The sequence below is a fragment of the Conexibacter sp. JCM 18997 genome (assembly GCF_055391915.1).
Map to the genome: position 1 here is coordinate 3,954,385 of NZ_AP043885.1, position 13,221 is coordinate 3,967,605.

Consider the following 13,221-nt stretch of genomic DNA (forward strand, 5'->3'; position numbering starts at 1 on the left):
ACTAGGAGCTAACGGCGCCCGGCGGTGTCGGTGGCGCGCCCGGCGGCGGCCGGCCCGGCGGCGGCTCGAGGATCGCCGGACCGCCCTCCGAGCGCTCGCGGATCTCCTTGCGGTAGGCCAGGTACTCGCGCAGGCTGATCTGGATGGTCGCCGCCACCGGGATGGCCAGCAGCGCGCCGATGATCCCGAACAGCGTCGAGCCGAACAGCACCGCGACCAGCACGGCGAACGCGTGCACCTCGACCGCGCGCCGCTGGATCTGCGGCTGGATCACGCTGTTCTCGACCTGCTGGTAGATGATCGCCCAGACGATCCAGATGATCGTGACCGTCGGGAAGTCCTGGAACAGCGTCACCAGCCCGACCAGGATCGCGCCGATCGTCGCGCCGACCAGGGGCACGAGGTCGGCCAACGCGGTGACGACGGCCAGCGGCGCCGCGAACGGCACGCCGAGGATCGTCAGCACGATGAACGTGCTGACCCCGGCCAGCGTGGCCTGCACCGCCGCGCCGGCGACGTAGGCGCCGACCGCCCGCCCGATCCGCTGGAACGCGCGCTCCAGGCGCGCGCGGTGCTCGGGTTGCTGCCATTCGACGATCCTCGCCGTCCAGCGTGGTCCGCTGGCCACCAGGAAGATCGACAGGATCAGGATCGTCACCGTCGCGAAGATCGAGTTGACCAGGCCGACGCCGATGTCGCCCAGCGCGCTGGCCGCGTCGCCGATCCGGCTGGGGAGCTTCTCGGCCTCCTGCTGGAGCTTGGTGACGATGCCGTACTTGTCGTCCAGGTCCCGGAGCTTCTGGTTGTTGTTGACGTAGTCCTGGACGTCCTGGGCGTACTGCGGCGCCTTCTGGGCCAGCTGCGTGCCCTCGGTGACGATCGGGGGCACGAGGATCGCGATCAGCGCCGCCGGGATGGCGATCAGGCCGACGTAGGTGGCCGCGATGGCCAGCTTGCGCGGCATCCACCGGCTGAAGAAGTTCACCGGACCGGTCAGCGCGATGGCCAGGAAGCCGGCGATGAACACCCAGCTGAGCGGCTTGCGCAGCAGGTAGATCAGATAGAGCGAGACGACGACGCCCACGATGATGAGGACGACGCGAACGATCGTCGCCGCTGCGGGCTCCCGACGGGACATGAGACCGCGAGTATCCGACCCACATCGGACGGCGCGCCATACTGAGTGACGTGTCCCAAGCGCTGACCATCGAACAGGCGCTGGAGCCCCTCCGCGGCGGCCCGGCGCGGGCCGCCGTTCTGCTCGATGTGGACGGGACGTTGGCCCCGATCGTGCGCCACGCCGACGACGCGCACGTGCCCGAGCCGACCCGCGCGGTGCTGATCCGCGTGTCGCGCGCCTACGGGGTCGTGGCCTGCGTCAGCGGCCGGCGCGCGACCACCGCCCGGCGGATCGTCTCGATCGGCTCGATCTCCTACGTGGGCAACCACGGTGGCGAGCTGCTGCGCGCCGGGCGCACGGAGCCCGAGACCGAGCCCGCCTTCGCCCGCGGCGGCGAGCAGGTGCGGGCCTTCGCCCAGCGCACGTGGGAGGACGGCGGCCTGGGCCGCCTGCGCGTGCGCGCCGAGGACAAGGCCGACATCGCCGCGTTCCACTGGCGCGGGGCGCCCGACGAGGACGCCGCCGAGGCGGCGGTCAGGCAGATCGCCGACGAGGCCGAGGCCGAGGGCCTGCACGTCCACTGGGGCCGCAAGGTGCTCGAGGTGCGCCCTCCGGTCGAGGTCGACAAGGGCGCCGGCATCGCCTGGCTGCTGGCCGACGCCGACGTCGACCACGCTCTGTACGTGGGCGACGACACGACGGACCTGGACGCCTTCCGCGGCCTGCGCGCGCTGGTCACCGCCGGCCGCCTGGAGTCGGCGGTGTGCGTCGGGGTGCGCTCCGACGAGACGCCGCCCGAGCTGGAGCGCGAAGCGGATCTGCTCGTCGACGGGCCCCACGGTGTCCGCAGCGTGCTCGAGGCGCTGCTCTGAAGTTCACCGACTTCCTCAAGGCCACGGTGTTCATCAGCGCCGGCGCGGCCACCGCGCTGGGCGTCGTGACGGTGGCCGGGGCGGCCAACCGCGACGAGTCGCTGCTCGTGCCGGTGATCGCGGTGTGGTGGATCCTGGCCACGCTCTACGGGCTGTGGCTGGGGCGCAAGCACGAGACCTCGCCGCCGATCGCCCGCCTGCTGGCCCAGGCCAAGTCGGCCACCGTGCTGCCCGAGCAGCGCCCGGGGATGATCCTGCTCAACCGGCTGTGGCCGCTGCTGCTGTCGAGCATCGCCGCGGGCGCGCTGGCCTTCCTGGCCCCGCAGGTGGCGGGGATCGCCACCGGCTTCGCGATCATCTGGTCGCTGGCCTGGCGCCACCAGGAGAAGGCGGTCACCGCGATCGAGGAGCGCGACGGGGTCGCCTTCTTCGTCGAGAGCACCTCGCCCATGTCCCCGATCAAGCTCGTGCGCACCCAGGGCTTCCGTCGCGACCTGGCGGCGCCGGTGCTGTGAGCCGGGAGCGGGTGTCGGCGGCGCAGGCGCGACGGATCGCGCTGGCCGCCCAGGGCTTCGCGACGCCCCGGCCCGCCGAGGCGACGACCCGGGCAGTCCTGAGCACGGTCCAGAAGCTCGGCGTCGTGCAGATCGACTCGGTCAACGTGCTGTCGCGCGCCCACTACCTGCCGCTGTTCAGCCGGCTCGGGCCCTACGACCGCGATCGCTTCGACCAGGCCTCGTGGCGTGCGCCCCGGCGGCTGTTCGAGTACTGGGGCCACGAGGCGTCGCTGCTGCCGGTGCAGCTGCAGCCGCTGTTTCGCTGGCGCATGGCCCGCGCGCACGACGAGGCGTGGGGCGGGATGCGGCGGATCGCCACCGAGCAGCCTGAGCTGGTGGCGCGGGTGCTGGAGGACGTGCGGGCGCGCGGGCCGGTCAGCGCGGCGACGCTGGCCGAGGACGAGGCGCCCCGGCGCACCGGGCCGTGGTGGGACTGGTCCGACGTCAAGCGGGCGATCGAGTACCTGTTCTGGAGCGGCGCGGTCACGTCGGCGCGCCGGCGCGGCTTCGAGCGGCTCTACGACCTGCCCGAGCGCGTGCTCCCGCGCGCGGTGTTCCAGGCGCCGACGCCGACCGAGGCCGACGCGCAACGCGAGCTGATCGCCATCTCCGCCCGGGCGCTGGGGATCTCGGCGGCGCGGGACCTGCGCGACTACTACCGCCTCCCGGTGGCGGGCTTCAAGGAGCGCGTGGCCGAGCTGGTCGAGGCCGGTGAGATCGCCGAGGTCGAGGTCGAGGGCTGGCGCGGTCCGGGCTACCTGGCCGCGGGCGCGCGGGTGCCCCGCCGGGTGCGGGCGCGCGCGCTGCTGGCGCCGTTCGACCCGCTGGTCTGGGAGCGCGACCGGGCCGAGCGGCTGTTCGGCTTCCGCTACCGGATCGAGATCTACGTGCCCGCGCCCAAGCGCGTGCACGGGTACTACGTGCTGCCCTTCCTGCTCGGCGACCGGCTCGTGGCCCGGGTGGACCTGAAGTCCGACCGGGCCGGCGGCGCGCTGCTCGTGCAGGCCGCGCACGCCGAGGACGGCGCGCCGCCCGAGACCGCCGCCGAGCTGGCCGAGGAGCTGCGCCTGATGGCGGGCTGGCTCGGGCTGGAGCGCGTCGAGGTGCGCGACCGCGGCGACCTGGCCCCGGCGCTGCGCCGCGCGATCGGCTGAGCCGGATCAGGCGTCCGTTGTCCGATTCGACCCGGATACCGGGCTCAAGCGGACAACCGACCGGTCGGGGAGCGGGAACGCGCCACGCGGAGCGGGTCGTTGTCCGATTCGACCCGGATACCGGGCTCGAGCGGACAACGGCCGCCGGCGCGGTGCTCAGCTGAACGCGTCGAAGTCGCCGGGCGGGCCCTGCCCGGCGGGTGCCGGCGGGCCCCAGGTCGTGCGACCGTCGCCGTCGATCGGGTGGGCCGGGCCGAGCAGGACCTGGCGACCCACGACGACCTCCCCCACCGCCTTGACCCGCGCGAACAGCTCGCGCACGTCGGAGATCTGGCCCTGGCGGCCGTAGCCATGCAGGTCGGCGGTCAGGCCGGTCGCGTCCAGGCCGGCGGCGTGGGCCAGGTACAACGCCCGGTCCATGTGGAAGCCCTGGGTGACGACGATCGCCGAGCGGACGCCGAACACCTTGCGCGCGCGCTCCATCGTCGCCCACGTGTCGAAGCCGGCGTGGTCGGTGAAGATCGCCGCGTCGGGGACACCCGCCCGCTGCAGCGCGTGGCGCATCGTGCCGGGCTCGTCGTAGCCCCACCGGTGGTGGTCGCCGGAGACGATGATGCGGTCGACCTTGCCCGCCCGGTAGAGGGCGATCGCCTGGTGGACACGGTCGGCGAGCATGCCGCTCATCGAGCCGCTCGGGTTCAGGCCCGCGCCGAGCACGATCGCCGCCTGCGCATGGGGCACCCGCGAGACGTCGGCGGTCTGGTCGCCCGCCCGCGCGGCGACGTACAGGTTGAGCCCGGCCACCGCCGCGATCATCACCACGCCGAAGCCCAGGCCGATGGCCAGAACGCGTCGCACCATCCGCGCGAGATTACTGAAGCGATGGCCGGCATGACAGCATCGCCGGGGGTATGACCGACATCCTGCTCGTCTCGCTGGCCTCGACGGCCGGGCTGCGCGTCGCCGACGCGGCGCTGGCCGGCGCGCTGGAGCGGGCGGGCGCCTCGGTCGCGCTGGTCACCACGCCACCCCGGCGCGACGTGCGCACGCTGGCGCTGACCGATCTCGTGTGGGCGCAATCGGCCCACGCGGCGGCCACGCGCGCGCTGGAGCAGCATCGCCCGCGGGCCGTCGTCTACGGCGCGATGGGCGCGGCGCTGCTGTGGCCGCGCCCGGGCGCGATCCGCCTGGACGCCCCGATGGCCGCCAACCGGCCCGGCCGCCACGGCCTGTGGCAGCGCCCGGTCGAGCGCCGGCGGGTGAGCGAGACGCCGCTGCTGATCCCGGTCAGCGCGCGCACGCTGGACGACGTGCCCACCCCGCACGCCGACGCCGTCGTCGTGCCGATCCCCGTCGCCCCGTCGGGCCCGATCGCCGGGCCGCGCGACATCGCGGCGATCACCTACGCGGCCAACCCGGCCAAGAAGGGGCTGGATCGCGTGCTCGCCGCGTGGGCGCGGACGCGGCGCGCCGGTGAGGAGCTGTGGGTGGCCGGCACCACGGAGGGGCCGCGCACGGACGGCGTGCGCTGGGCCGGGCGACTGCGACCCGACGACTACCGCGCGCTCCTGCGCCGCGCGCGCGTGTTCGTCACCGCGCCGCGCCAGGAGGACTACGGCATCGCCCAGCTGGAGGCGCTGGCCGACGGCTGCCGCCTGGTCACCACCCCCGCGCCCGGTCCCTACGAGGCGCTGCCGCTGGCCCGCGAGCTCAACCCGCGGCTGGTCAGCGAAGACCTGGCCCGCGCGTTGCGCGTCGGACTGGACGACACGCACCCCGCCTACCCCGTCCAGGCGGCGGCACTGCTGGAGCCGTTCACGCCCGCGGCGGTCGACCGGATCGTGGCCGAAGCGCTGCTGCCGCGCCTGCTCCCCGGGTAGCACTGCGGCCATGCGCCGGGTCCTCCTCGTCTGCCTGCTCGTCCTGCTGCTGCCTGCCTCGGCCGGCGCGAAGCTGCCGTCCAGCTGGCCCACGCAGCTGCAGATCGGCCTGACCGACCAGCCCGACGGCGCCGCCGCGCTGAAGCAGCGAGCCCCGCTGGGCTTTCGCTACCAGTACCTGGCCGGCGGGGTCAACACCGGCAGCGGCTGGGCCACCTGGAACGAGAACGGCACGTTCGTGACGCGCTACGTCAACGAGAGTCGCGCGGCCGGGATCACGCCGGTGTTCACCTACTACCAGCTGCTGAACTCCCAGCCCGCGGCGGGAGGCGACGAGAAGGCCAAGGACCTGGCCAACCTGCGCAACGCGGCCACGATGGCCGCCTACTGGAAGGACTTCTCGCTCTTCCTGCGCCGGGCCAAGGGGCAGGGCACCGTCGTCGCCCACATCGAGCCGGACCTGTGGGGCTACCTGCAGCAGGCGGGTGACAGCACCACCGCGCGCCGCTTCGCCGACCGCGTCGTGCGCCTGCGCAACCGGCTGGCACCCAACGTCGTGCTGGCCTGGCACCTGTCGATCTGGGGCACCGGCGAGGACCCGACGTACTCCAACCCGCCGGTCGGTCACATGGCCGCGCTGGCCGCGAAGTCGGCCCGCTTCTGGCGCGCCGCCCACGGCAACCGGTTCGACCTGACCTTCGTCGACGTCGAGGACCGCGACGCGGGCTTCAACGCGAAGATCAACGGCGACCCCGACAGCGGCTGGGACGCCACCGACTACGACCGCAACGCCGCCTATCTGCAGGCCTTCCACGCCCGCACCCGCCAGCCGATCGTCATCTGGCAGATCCCGCTGGGCAACTCGACGCTGTCCAACGAATGGGAGCACTTCCAGGACACGCGGGTGGAGACCTGGCTGGGCCAGCGCCCCCGCCTGGTCCAGCTGCGCGACGCGGGGGTCGTCGCGCTGCTGTTCGGCGGGGGCGCGGAGGGCACCACCTCGGCGCAGACCGACGGCGGGCTGTTCTACCGCCTGGCGGCCGCGTACTACCGCGAGCCGCTGCCGCTCAGGCCAGCCCGGCTTCGCGGCGCCGGCGCCGGGCGATAGCCCCGCCCTTCCACAGCAGCCCGAGCAGCAGCAGGACCGGGATCGCCACGGCGGCGATCACGATGCCGGCGGCGGCCATCCCGCTGAGGATGTTCCCGGCGTCGTCCAGCGCGCCGGCGATGCCGCCCTGGTCGTCGTCGGCGCTGCTGCTGCTGTCGCCCGAGCGACGCTCGTCGAGCGTCAGGCTGACGACGGCGTAGCTCGTGCGCTGCTGCAGGCGGATCGCCTCGCCGCGCACCTCGGCCACCTGACGGCGCAGGGTGCTGAGCTCGTCGCGCAGCTGCGCGGCGCGCTCGTCGTCGGTCTCCTGGGCCAGCCGCCGGCGCACGGAGTCGCGCTCCGCCCGCAGGTCGCCCAGGCGGTCCTCGGTGCTGACCACGGCGCCGGTGATGTCGTTGCCGGTCTCGTCACGCGAGGTGACGCGACCGAGTTTGGACAGCTGCGCCAGCGTGTCACCCAGCCGCGAGACCGGCACGCGCAGCGTGTAGCTGGCCTGGCCGCCGGTGCTGTCGCTGGACACCCGCGAGGTGTCGATGATCGCGTTGGCGCCCGCGGCGATCTGGGGCACGCGCGCGGCCGCGTCGTCGAACTTCCCGGCTTCCACGGAGACGGTCAGCTGGGCCTGGCGCTCGACGCGGCGGGGCTCCGAGCCCGCCGTCGTGGGCGCGGGAGCGGCGGAATCGGCCGCGGCCGCGCCGGCCCCGGACGTCGCGTCGGCGGAACGCTGCGGCGCCACCTCGGTCGCCGCGGACGAGGACTGGGTCACGCTGCCCGCGCTGGTGCTGGCCGAGAACGACTCGCTGCTGTCGCTGCTGCCGCCGGTCACGATCGCCACGACGACGATCACCGCGACGCACGCGGAGGCCAGCGAGCCGGCCAGCAGCGGCACCGACGGGAGCCGCCACCGGCGGCGCGGACGCGGCGCGGGGGCCGGACGTTCGGGCTCGCCGAACCGCTCGGCCACCCGCGCGTCCAGCGTGCTGGCGAACTCGGCCGACGGCCGCGGCGCCATCGCGCGCAGCTCGTCGAGCAGGTCCTGCTCGTCGGCGAACAGCGTCGTTGGATCAGACATGGCAGGTCTCCCGGAGCTTCGTCATGGCACGGTGCAAGAGGGTGCCGGCGTTGGACTCGCTGACGTCGAGCACGCGGGCCAGCTCGGCGTTGGTCAGGCCGCCCCAGAACTTCAGGGCGACGATCTCGCGCTCGCGTGGCTCGAGCTCGCGCAGCGCGGCCAGCAGCGCGTTGCGGCGCAGCGCGCCCTCCGCGCTGGCCGCCGGATCGGCGATGCCCTCGTCGGGCAGCTCACCCAGCAGCGGCGCGGAGCGCCGGCGCCGGCGCAGCTCGTCGAGGGCGGCGTTGCGCGCGATCGTGAACAGCCAGGCGCGCGGCGTGCCGCGCGACGGCTTGTACGAACTGCGCTTGCGGAACGCGCGCTCGAAGGCGAGCGCGGTGACGTCCTCGGCGGCGTGACGGTCCCCGAGCATCCCCGTGACGTAGCCGAAGACGGCGTCGCGGTTCTCGCGGTAGACAGCGTCAAAGCTCAACCGGGCGTCGGCGACTGGTGGCGAAGCGGCGAGCGTGGTCACGTCCTTACTACGACCACGCCGCAGATCCATCACAGCCTCACATGGAACGTTTGCGCAGGGGCGCGAACTCGTCCCAGGGCAACGTGTTGGCCACGTCGCCGGCCTGCAGCCAGGCCCGCCGCGCGGTGGCGATCCCCCAGCGCACGATCGACAGCGTCGACACGCCGTGCGCGTCGGTGTTGACCAGGATCCGCACGCCCGCGTCGCGCGCGGCGCGCGCGTTGACGTCGTTGAGGTCGCGGCGGTCGCCCGACGAGTTGATCTCGATCATCGTGTGCGTGCGGGCCGCGGCCTCGAACAGCGCGTCGGTGTTCAGCGCGTACGGTGGCCGCGACTCGATCTTGCGACCGGTCGGGTGGCCGATCGCGTCGATGTACGGGTGCTCGCAGGCGGTGACCATGCGCTTGGTCATCTCCGCCTCGCTCATCCCGAACGACGTGTGCACGGAGCCGATCACCCAGTCCAACTGGGCCAGCAGCTCGTCGTCGTAGTCGGGCGAGCCGTCGGGCAGGATGTTCGTCTCGGTGCCGATCAGCACGCGGATCCCGTCGACCTGGGCATCCACCTCGCGGACCGCCTCGATCTGCGCCTTCAGGTGGTCGGGCGTGACGTGGTTGCCGAACCCGTGGGTGGCCGAGTGGTCGGTGATCGCGATGTACTCCAGCCCGCGCGTGTCGCGGCAGGCGATGGCCATCTGCTCGATCGAGTTGCGCCCGTCGCTGGCCGTCGTGTGCATGTGCAGGTCGCCGCGCAGGTCGGTGGCCTCGATCAGGCGCTCGGGCAGCGTCCCGTCGGCCGCGGCCTGCAGCTCGCCGCGCCCCTCGCGCAGCTCCGGTGGGATCCAGGCCAGCCCGAGGGCGCCGTACACCTCCTCCTCGGTCGCGCAGCGCAGCGTCTGGCCGGTCGCGTCGTCGAGGATCCCGTACTCGCTGACGTGCAGCCCGCGTCGCGTGACCAGCTCGCGCAGCTGCACGTTGTGCGCGGCCGACCCGGTGAAGTGCTGCCACAGGTTGCCGAACTGGTCGGGCTCGACCACGCGCAGGTCCACCGGCATCCCGTTGTGCGTGCGGGCGCGGGCGGCGTTCGGCCCTGCGCTGGAGGCGGACTCGACGACGTCGATCTCCGACAGCGCGGCGGCCAGCACGCCGGGGTCCTCGGCCGCGGCGACGATGTCGAGGTCCTTGACGCTGTCGGCCAGCCGGCGCACGCCGCCGCCCAGCTCGACGCGCACCGCGGCCGGATGGGCGCGCAGCGCGTCGCGCAGCTGCTCGCCCAGGCCCAGCGCGCGGGGCAGCAGCACCCGCGGGGCCGGGCGCTCGCCCAGGCCGGCGTCGATCGCCTCGATCACCTGCGCCTCGAAGCGCGGGCCCAGGCCGCGGATCGCGCGCAGCTGCTGGGCCTCGGCGGCCTCGCGCAGCGCGCTGAGCGAGTCGATGCCCAGCGTGTCGAACAGCATGCGCGCCCGCTTGGGGCCCAGGCCGGGCAGGCGGGTCAGCTCCAGGAGGCCGGGCGGGAACTTCGCGCGCAGCTTCTCCATCGCCGGGATCGTGCCCGTGTCCAGCAGCGCGATCGTCTTCTCCTCGATCGTCTTGCCCACGCCGGGCAGCGACGTGACCTTGCCCTCGCGGGTCAGCGTGGCCACCGACACGGGCGCGTCGCGGATCGCCCGCGCGGCGTTGCGGTAGGCCAGCACGCGGTGGACCACGGCGCCGTCGAGCTCGTAGAGGTCCCCGAGCTCGTCGAAGGCGGCGGCGATGGCCATGTTGGAGAAGTCCGGCACGGCGCTGGCCTACAGTACCCCGCTCACGTGTCCTCGCGTCCCTGGCTCGTCCTGCCCACCTACAACGAGGCGCCCAACGTGGATGCGATCGTGCGCGCGTCCCACGCGGTGCTCGCACAGTCCTCGCCGGAGGGGTTCACGATCCTCGTCGTCGACGACGGCTCGCCCGACGGGACGGGGCAGATGGCCGATGCGCTGGCCGCCGAGCTGCCTGAGGTGCAGGTGCTGCACCGCCCGGTCCGCGAGGGCCTGGGGCCCGCCTACCTGGCCGGCTTCCACCACGCGCTGGCCGCCGGCGCGGCCTTCGTGCTGGAGATGGACGCCGACTTCTCCCACGATCCCGCCGACCTCGCGCGCCTGCTGGACACGGTGCGTTCGGGCACCGCCGATCTGGCGCTCGGGTCGCGCTACGCGGCGGGCGGCGGGGTCGAGGACTGGACGCTGCTGCGCCGCGTGATCTCGCGCGGCGGCTCGCTGTACGCGTCGCTGGTGCTGGGCTTGGCGGTGCGGGACCTGACCGGCGGCTTCAAGTGCTTCCGGCGCGAGGTGCTGGAGGCGATCGACCTGCCCACGGTGGAGTCCAAGGGCTACGCCTTCCAGGTCGAGCTGACCTACCGTGCGGCGCAGGCGGGCTTTCGGATCGTCGAGGTGCCGATCCGCTTCCGCGACCGCCGCCTGGGGCAGTCCAAGATGCACTGGGGCATCGTCCCGGAAGCAGCCCTGTTGGTCCCCCGACTGCGCCGCAACCGCCGTCGTCGATAGCGCTTCATTTTGTATAGTGTCCCGTGCAACCTTTCCGAGGAGTACGCCATGGCCGACCTGCAGGACGTCACCGACAACAACTTCCAGGCCGAGGTCATCGAGTCCGGTGAGCCGGTGCTCGTCGACTTCTGGGCCCCGTGGTGCGGTCCGTGCCGCGTCGTCGGCCCCGTGCTCGAGGAGATCGCGGCCGAGAAGGGCCTGCGCGTCGTCAAGCTGAACGTCGACGACAACCAGGAGACCGCGTCCAAGTACGGCGTCCTGTCGATCCCCACGATGATCCTCTTCAAGAACGGCGACGTGGCCACGAAGATCATCGGCGCCTACCCCAAGCGCAAGATCGAGAAGGAGCTGGAGCCCGCGCTGGGCTAGGTGTCAGAGCGCGAGCGCCGGGCGGTCCAGCCGCACGTCGACGCGCGAGGCCATCACCAGCAGCATCAACACGACGTCGGCGAAGGTGGCCGACGTCGTGACCTTGCCGCGCGAGTCCTTCCAGGTGGCCAGCTCGGTCCCGTCGGGCCGCTCCATCCGCAGGCGCCCGAAGCGCTTGGGGCGGACGACGGCGAGGGTCTCGCCATCCTCGCCGGCCATGTGCAGCGCGCGCCCGTGGCGCCGCAGGCGCCCGGACGCCGCGCCGGCGATCGCCACCGCCAGGCCGTCGCCTTCCAGGAGCAGGTCGTCGGGCATGTCGCGCGCCCAGTCGATCGTCGCCGGACCGTGCGGGGTGCGCAGCGCGGACGCGCTGACGACCGTGATCGGACCGTGCGGGCCGTCGTAGACGGCGCCGTCAGCGCTGCGGCGCAACGCGAACTCGGCCGTCAAGCGACCACCTTCTGCAGCATCGATCCTGCGCATCCCGATCCGGAGCCTTCCCGGCGGGCGCCGCTCCTAGTCCCGCAATGCGTCCAGCGCGTCCAGCGTCCCGTCCCAGGACGCCTCCGCCGCGGCCTCGTGGTAGCGCGGGCCCGGGATCATGAAGCCGTGCTCGGCGCCCGGGTGCACCTCGATCTGCACCGCCTTGCCGTGCGCGGTGGCCTGCGCGTCGACCGCGCTCCAGTGCTCCGGCGGGACGATCTCGTCGTCGCGGCCGAAGCCCACGTACAGCGGGCCGCTGATCCGGGCCAGGTCCAGGTGCGGGGAGTCCTCACCGTCCTGCAGCAGCCGCGACGGGTGCAGCGCGGCGCCGGCCACGATGCGCTCGGGGAAGGCGCCCATGGCCCGCACGACGAAGCGCCCGCCCATGCAGAAGCCGATCACGCCGACGTCGGTGTTCGGGTCGAGGTCGGCCAGGACGGCTCCGACGTCGGCGACCGCCATGGCGTCGCTCAACGTGCCCATGGCCTGGACCATCTCGTCGCGCTGGGTGGCCGAGTCGAACGTGACGCCGTCGCCCAGGCGGTGGTAGAGCTCGGGCACCAGCGCGTGGAACCCCTCGTCGGCCAGCCGTTGGGCCAGCTCCAGCAGCCCCGGGATCACACCCGGGGCGGGCATCAGCACGATCACCGGCGGATCGGCGCTGTCGCCGAACTCGTGTACGACCATCACCTGGCCTCCTCCAGCCACTCGTCGATCAGCACGCGCGCGATGGCCAGCGGCGGCGGCAGGATCGCCGACCCGTCCGCCAGCTCCGCGCGCTCGAACCAGCGCACGTCCTCCAGCTCCCCGTCGCGGCGGTAGGCCCCACCGCCGGTGTAGTGGCAGCGGAACCCGAGCATCAGCGACGCCGGGAACGGCCACGGCTGCGAGGAGCGGTACTGGACCTCGTCGACGGCGACGGCCGACTCCTCGTCGACCTCGCGGGCGACCGCCTCCTCCAGCGACTCGCCCGGCTCGACGAACCCGGCCAGGCACGAGTAGCGGCCGGTCGGCCAGGCCGCCTGGCGCCCCAGCAGCACGCGGTCGCGCGCCGGGTCCACGACGAGCATGATCACCACGGGATCGGTGCGCGGGAAGTGATGCGTGCCGCAGTTGGGGCAGGTGCGCTGGAAGCCCGCGGAGACCACGTCGGTGGCCTGACCGCAGTTGGCGCAGAAGCGGTGGGTGCGGTGCCAGTTGCCGATCGCGGTGGCGTAGGCAACGGTGCCACCGGCGTCCTGGGTGAGCAGCGGCACGAGGTCGCGCAGGGACGCCGCACGGGTGTCCGCGGGCAGCGCCGCCGCCTCGATCGCGTACACCGGCGTGGCGCCGTCGCGCAGCCCGAGCAGCGCGGGGATCGTGCCCTCCAGCGGCGCGACCTCGCCCAGCGGCCGCTCCGCCGGCTGGCCGTCCGCGCCGACGGCCAGCTCGCCGCGCACGCTGACCAGCGCCCGCGCCGCGGGATCCGCCGCGCACTGGGCCAGCCACGCCTCGTCGGTGCGGCGCCAGGAGACCCGATCCAGCGACGCCCCGGCGAACGTGTTGGGCAC

Annotated in this window: 15 protein-coding genes; 7 read left to right on the plus strand and 8 right to left on the minus strand. The window is 73.6% G+C overall.

Annotated features, from left to right (window positions below):
- Position 1 precedes the first annotated feature (1 nt).
- On the minus strand, positions 2-1,138 hold the full coding sequence (locus ACZ5UI_RS19880) for an AI-2E family transporter (protein WP_464190202.1): 1,137 nt from the start codon (positions 1,136-1,138) through the stop codon (positions 2-4).
- 50 nt (positions 1,139-1,188) lie between these two features.
- Here ACZ5UI_RS19880 and otsB point away from each other — a divergent pair, with 50 nt between their 5' ends.
- Genes otsB through ACZ5UI_RS19895 form a run of 3 tightly spaced genes read left to right on the plus strand, consistent with a single transcriptional unit; the run spans position 1,189 to position 3,703 of the window.
- A complete protein-coding gene (gene otsB / locus ACZ5UI_RS19885) occupies positions 1,189-1,992 on the plus strand; it encodes a trehalose-phosphatase (protein WP_464190204.1) in 804 nt (267 codons plus the stop codon).
- 26 nt (positions 1,993-2,018) lie between these two features.
- Positions 2,019-2,507: a hypothetical protein gene (locus ACZ5UI_RS19890; RefSeq protein ID WP_464190206.1), complete on the plus strand. Its 489-nt coding sequence runs from the start codon at positions 2,019-2,021 to the stop codon at positions 2,505-2,507.
- Complete coding sequence (locus tag ACZ5UI_RS19895) at positions 2,504-3,703, plus strand: winged helix-turn-helix domain-containing protein (protein WP_464190208.1); 1,200 nt, start codon at positions 2,504-2,506, stop codon at positions 3,701-3,703. Before ACZ5UI_RS19890 ends, ACZ5UI_RS19895 begins: the two co-directional genes overlap by 4 nt.
- A gap of 156 nt (positions 3,704-3,859) precedes the next feature.
- On the opposite strand, the gene ACZ5UI_RS19900 is transcribed toward ACZ5UI_RS19895, so the two are convergent.
- Positions 3,860-4,564 carry a SanA/YdcF family protein gene (locus tag ACZ5UI_RS19900; protein WP_464190211.1) on the minus strand — a complete coding sequence of 235 codons (705 nt, stop codon included), beginning with the start codon at positions 4,562-4,564 and terminating at the stop codon, positions 3,860-3,862.
- A gap of 50 nt (positions 4,565-4,614) precedes the next feature.
- Between ACZ5UI_RS19900 and ACZ5UI_RS19905 the strand changes: the two genes are divergently transcribed.
- Complete coding sequence (locus ACZ5UI_RS19905; protein WP_464190213.1) at positions 4,615-5,583, plus strand: glycosyltransferase; 969 nt, start codon at positions 4,615-4,617, stop codon at positions 5,581-5,583.
- 10 nt (positions 5,584-5,593) lie between these two features.
- On the plus strand, positions 5,594-6,691 hold the full coding sequence (locus tag ACZ5UI_RS19910) for a hypothetical protein (protein WP_464190215.1): 1,098 nt from the start codon (positions 5,594-5,596) through the stop codon (positions 6,689-6,691).
- Here ACZ5UI_RS19910 and ACZ5UI_RS19915 read toward each other — a convergent pair.
- The 3 genes from ACZ5UI_RS19915 to polX all read right to left on the minus strand — a co-directional run bounded on the left by ACZ5UI_RS19915 (position 6,651) and on the right by polX (position 10,057).
- On the minus strand, positions 6,651-7,763 hold the full coding sequence (locus ACZ5UI_RS19915) for a DUF4349 domain-containing protein (RefSeq protein WP_464190218.1): 1,113 nt from the start codon (positions 7,761-7,763) through the stop codon (positions 6,651-6,653). The two genes, ACZ5UI_RS19910 and ACZ5UI_RS19915, sit on opposite strands and share 41 nt — an antisense overlap.
- Positions 7,756-8,235 carry an RNA polymerase sigma factor gene (locus ACZ5UI_RS19920; RefSeq protein ID WP_464190220.1) on the minus strand — a complete coding sequence of 160 codons (480 nt, stop codon included), beginning with the start codon at positions 8,233-8,235 and terminating at the stop codon, positions 7,756-7,758. The genes ACZ5UI_RS19915 and ACZ5UI_RS19920 overlap by 8 nt, the downstream gene beginning before the upstream one ends.
- Before the next feature lie 79 nt (positions 8,236-8,314).
- Positions 8,315-10,057, minus strand: a complete 1,743-nt coding sequence (gene polX / locus ACZ5UI_RS19925; protein ID WP_464190222.1) for a DNA polymerase/3'-5' exonuclease PolX — start codon at positions 10,055-10,057, stop codon at positions 8,315-8,317.
- Between the two features lie 27 nt (positions 10,058-10,084).
- Here polX and ACZ5UI_RS19930 point away from each other — a divergent pair, with 27 nt between their 5' ends.
- Positions 10,085-10,819 carry a polyprenol monophosphomannose synthase gene (locus tag ACZ5UI_RS19930; protein WP_464190225.1) on the plus strand — a complete coding sequence of 245 codons (735 nt, stop codon included), beginning with the start codon at positions 10,085-10,087 and terminating at the stop codon, positions 10,817-10,819.
- Between the two features lie 48 nt (positions 10,820-10,867).
- Positions 10,868-11,188 carry a thioredoxin gene (gene trxA / locus ACZ5UI_RS19935; protein ID WP_464190227.1) on the plus strand — a complete coding sequence of 107 codons (321 nt, stop codon included), beginning with the start codon at positions 10,868-10,870 and terminating at the stop codon, positions 11,186-11,188.
- A gap of 3 nt (positions 11,189-11,191) precedes the next feature.
- Here the strand turns inward: trxA and ACZ5UI_RS19940 are convergent, their stop codons facing one another.
- The 3 genes from ACZ5UI_RS19940 to nudC all read right to left on the minus strand — a co-directional run bounded on the left by ACZ5UI_RS19940 (position 11,192) and on the right by nudC (position 13,221).
- Positions 11,192-11,638, minus strand: a complete 447-nt coding sequence (locus tag ACZ5UI_RS19940; RefSeq protein WP_464190229.1) for a hypothetical protein — start codon at positions 11,636-11,638, stop codon at positions 11,192-11,194.
- A 66-nt stretch (positions 11,639-11,704) separates the two neighbouring features.
- Positions 11,705-12,358, minus strand: a complete 654-nt coding sequence (locus ACZ5UI_RS19945; protein WP_464190231.1) for a dienelactone hydrolase family protein — start codon at positions 12,356-12,358, stop codon at positions 11,705-11,707.
- Positions 12,358-13,221, minus strand: a complete 864-nt coding sequence (nudC, locus tag ACZ5UI_RS19950; protein WP_464190233.1) for an NAD(+) diphosphatase — start codon at positions 13,219-13,221, stop codon at positions 12,358-12,360. The genes ACZ5UI_RS19945 and nudC overlap by 1 nt, the downstream gene beginning before the upstream one ends.

Excerpts from the sequence above, each read along its gene's own strand:
- trxA (WP_464190227.1), top strand. The coding sequence starts at position 10,868 with ATGGCCGACCTGCAGGACGTCACCGACAACAACTTCCAGGCCGAGGTC.
- ACZ5UI_RS19910 (WP_464190215.1), top strand. The coding sequence starts at position 5,594 with ATGCGCCGGGTCCTCCTCGTCTGCCTGCTCGTCCTGCTGCTGCCTGCC.
- ACZ5UI_RS19915 (WP_464190218.1), bottom strand. The coding sequence starts at position 7,763 with ATGTCTGATCCAACGACGCTGTTCGCCGACGAGCAGGACCTGCTCGAC.
- ACZ5UI_RS19880 (WP_464190202.1), bottom strand. The coding sequence starts at position 1,138 with ATGTCCCGTCGGGAGCCCGCAGCGGCGACGATCGTTCGCGTCGTCCTC.
- ACZ5UI_RS19905 (WP_464190213.1), top strand. The coding sequence starts at position 4,615 with ATGACCGACATCCTGCTCGTCTCGCTGGCCTCGACGGCCGGGCTGCGC.
- ACZ5UI_RS19900 (WP_464190211.1), bottom strand. The coding sequence starts at position 4,564 with ATGGTGCGACGCGTTCTGGCCATCGGCCTGGGCTTCGGCGTGGTGATG.
- ACZ5UI_RS19945 (WP_464190231.1), bottom strand. The coding sequence starts at position 12,358 with ATGGTCGTACACGAGTTCGGCGACAGCGCCGATCCGCCGGTGATCGTG.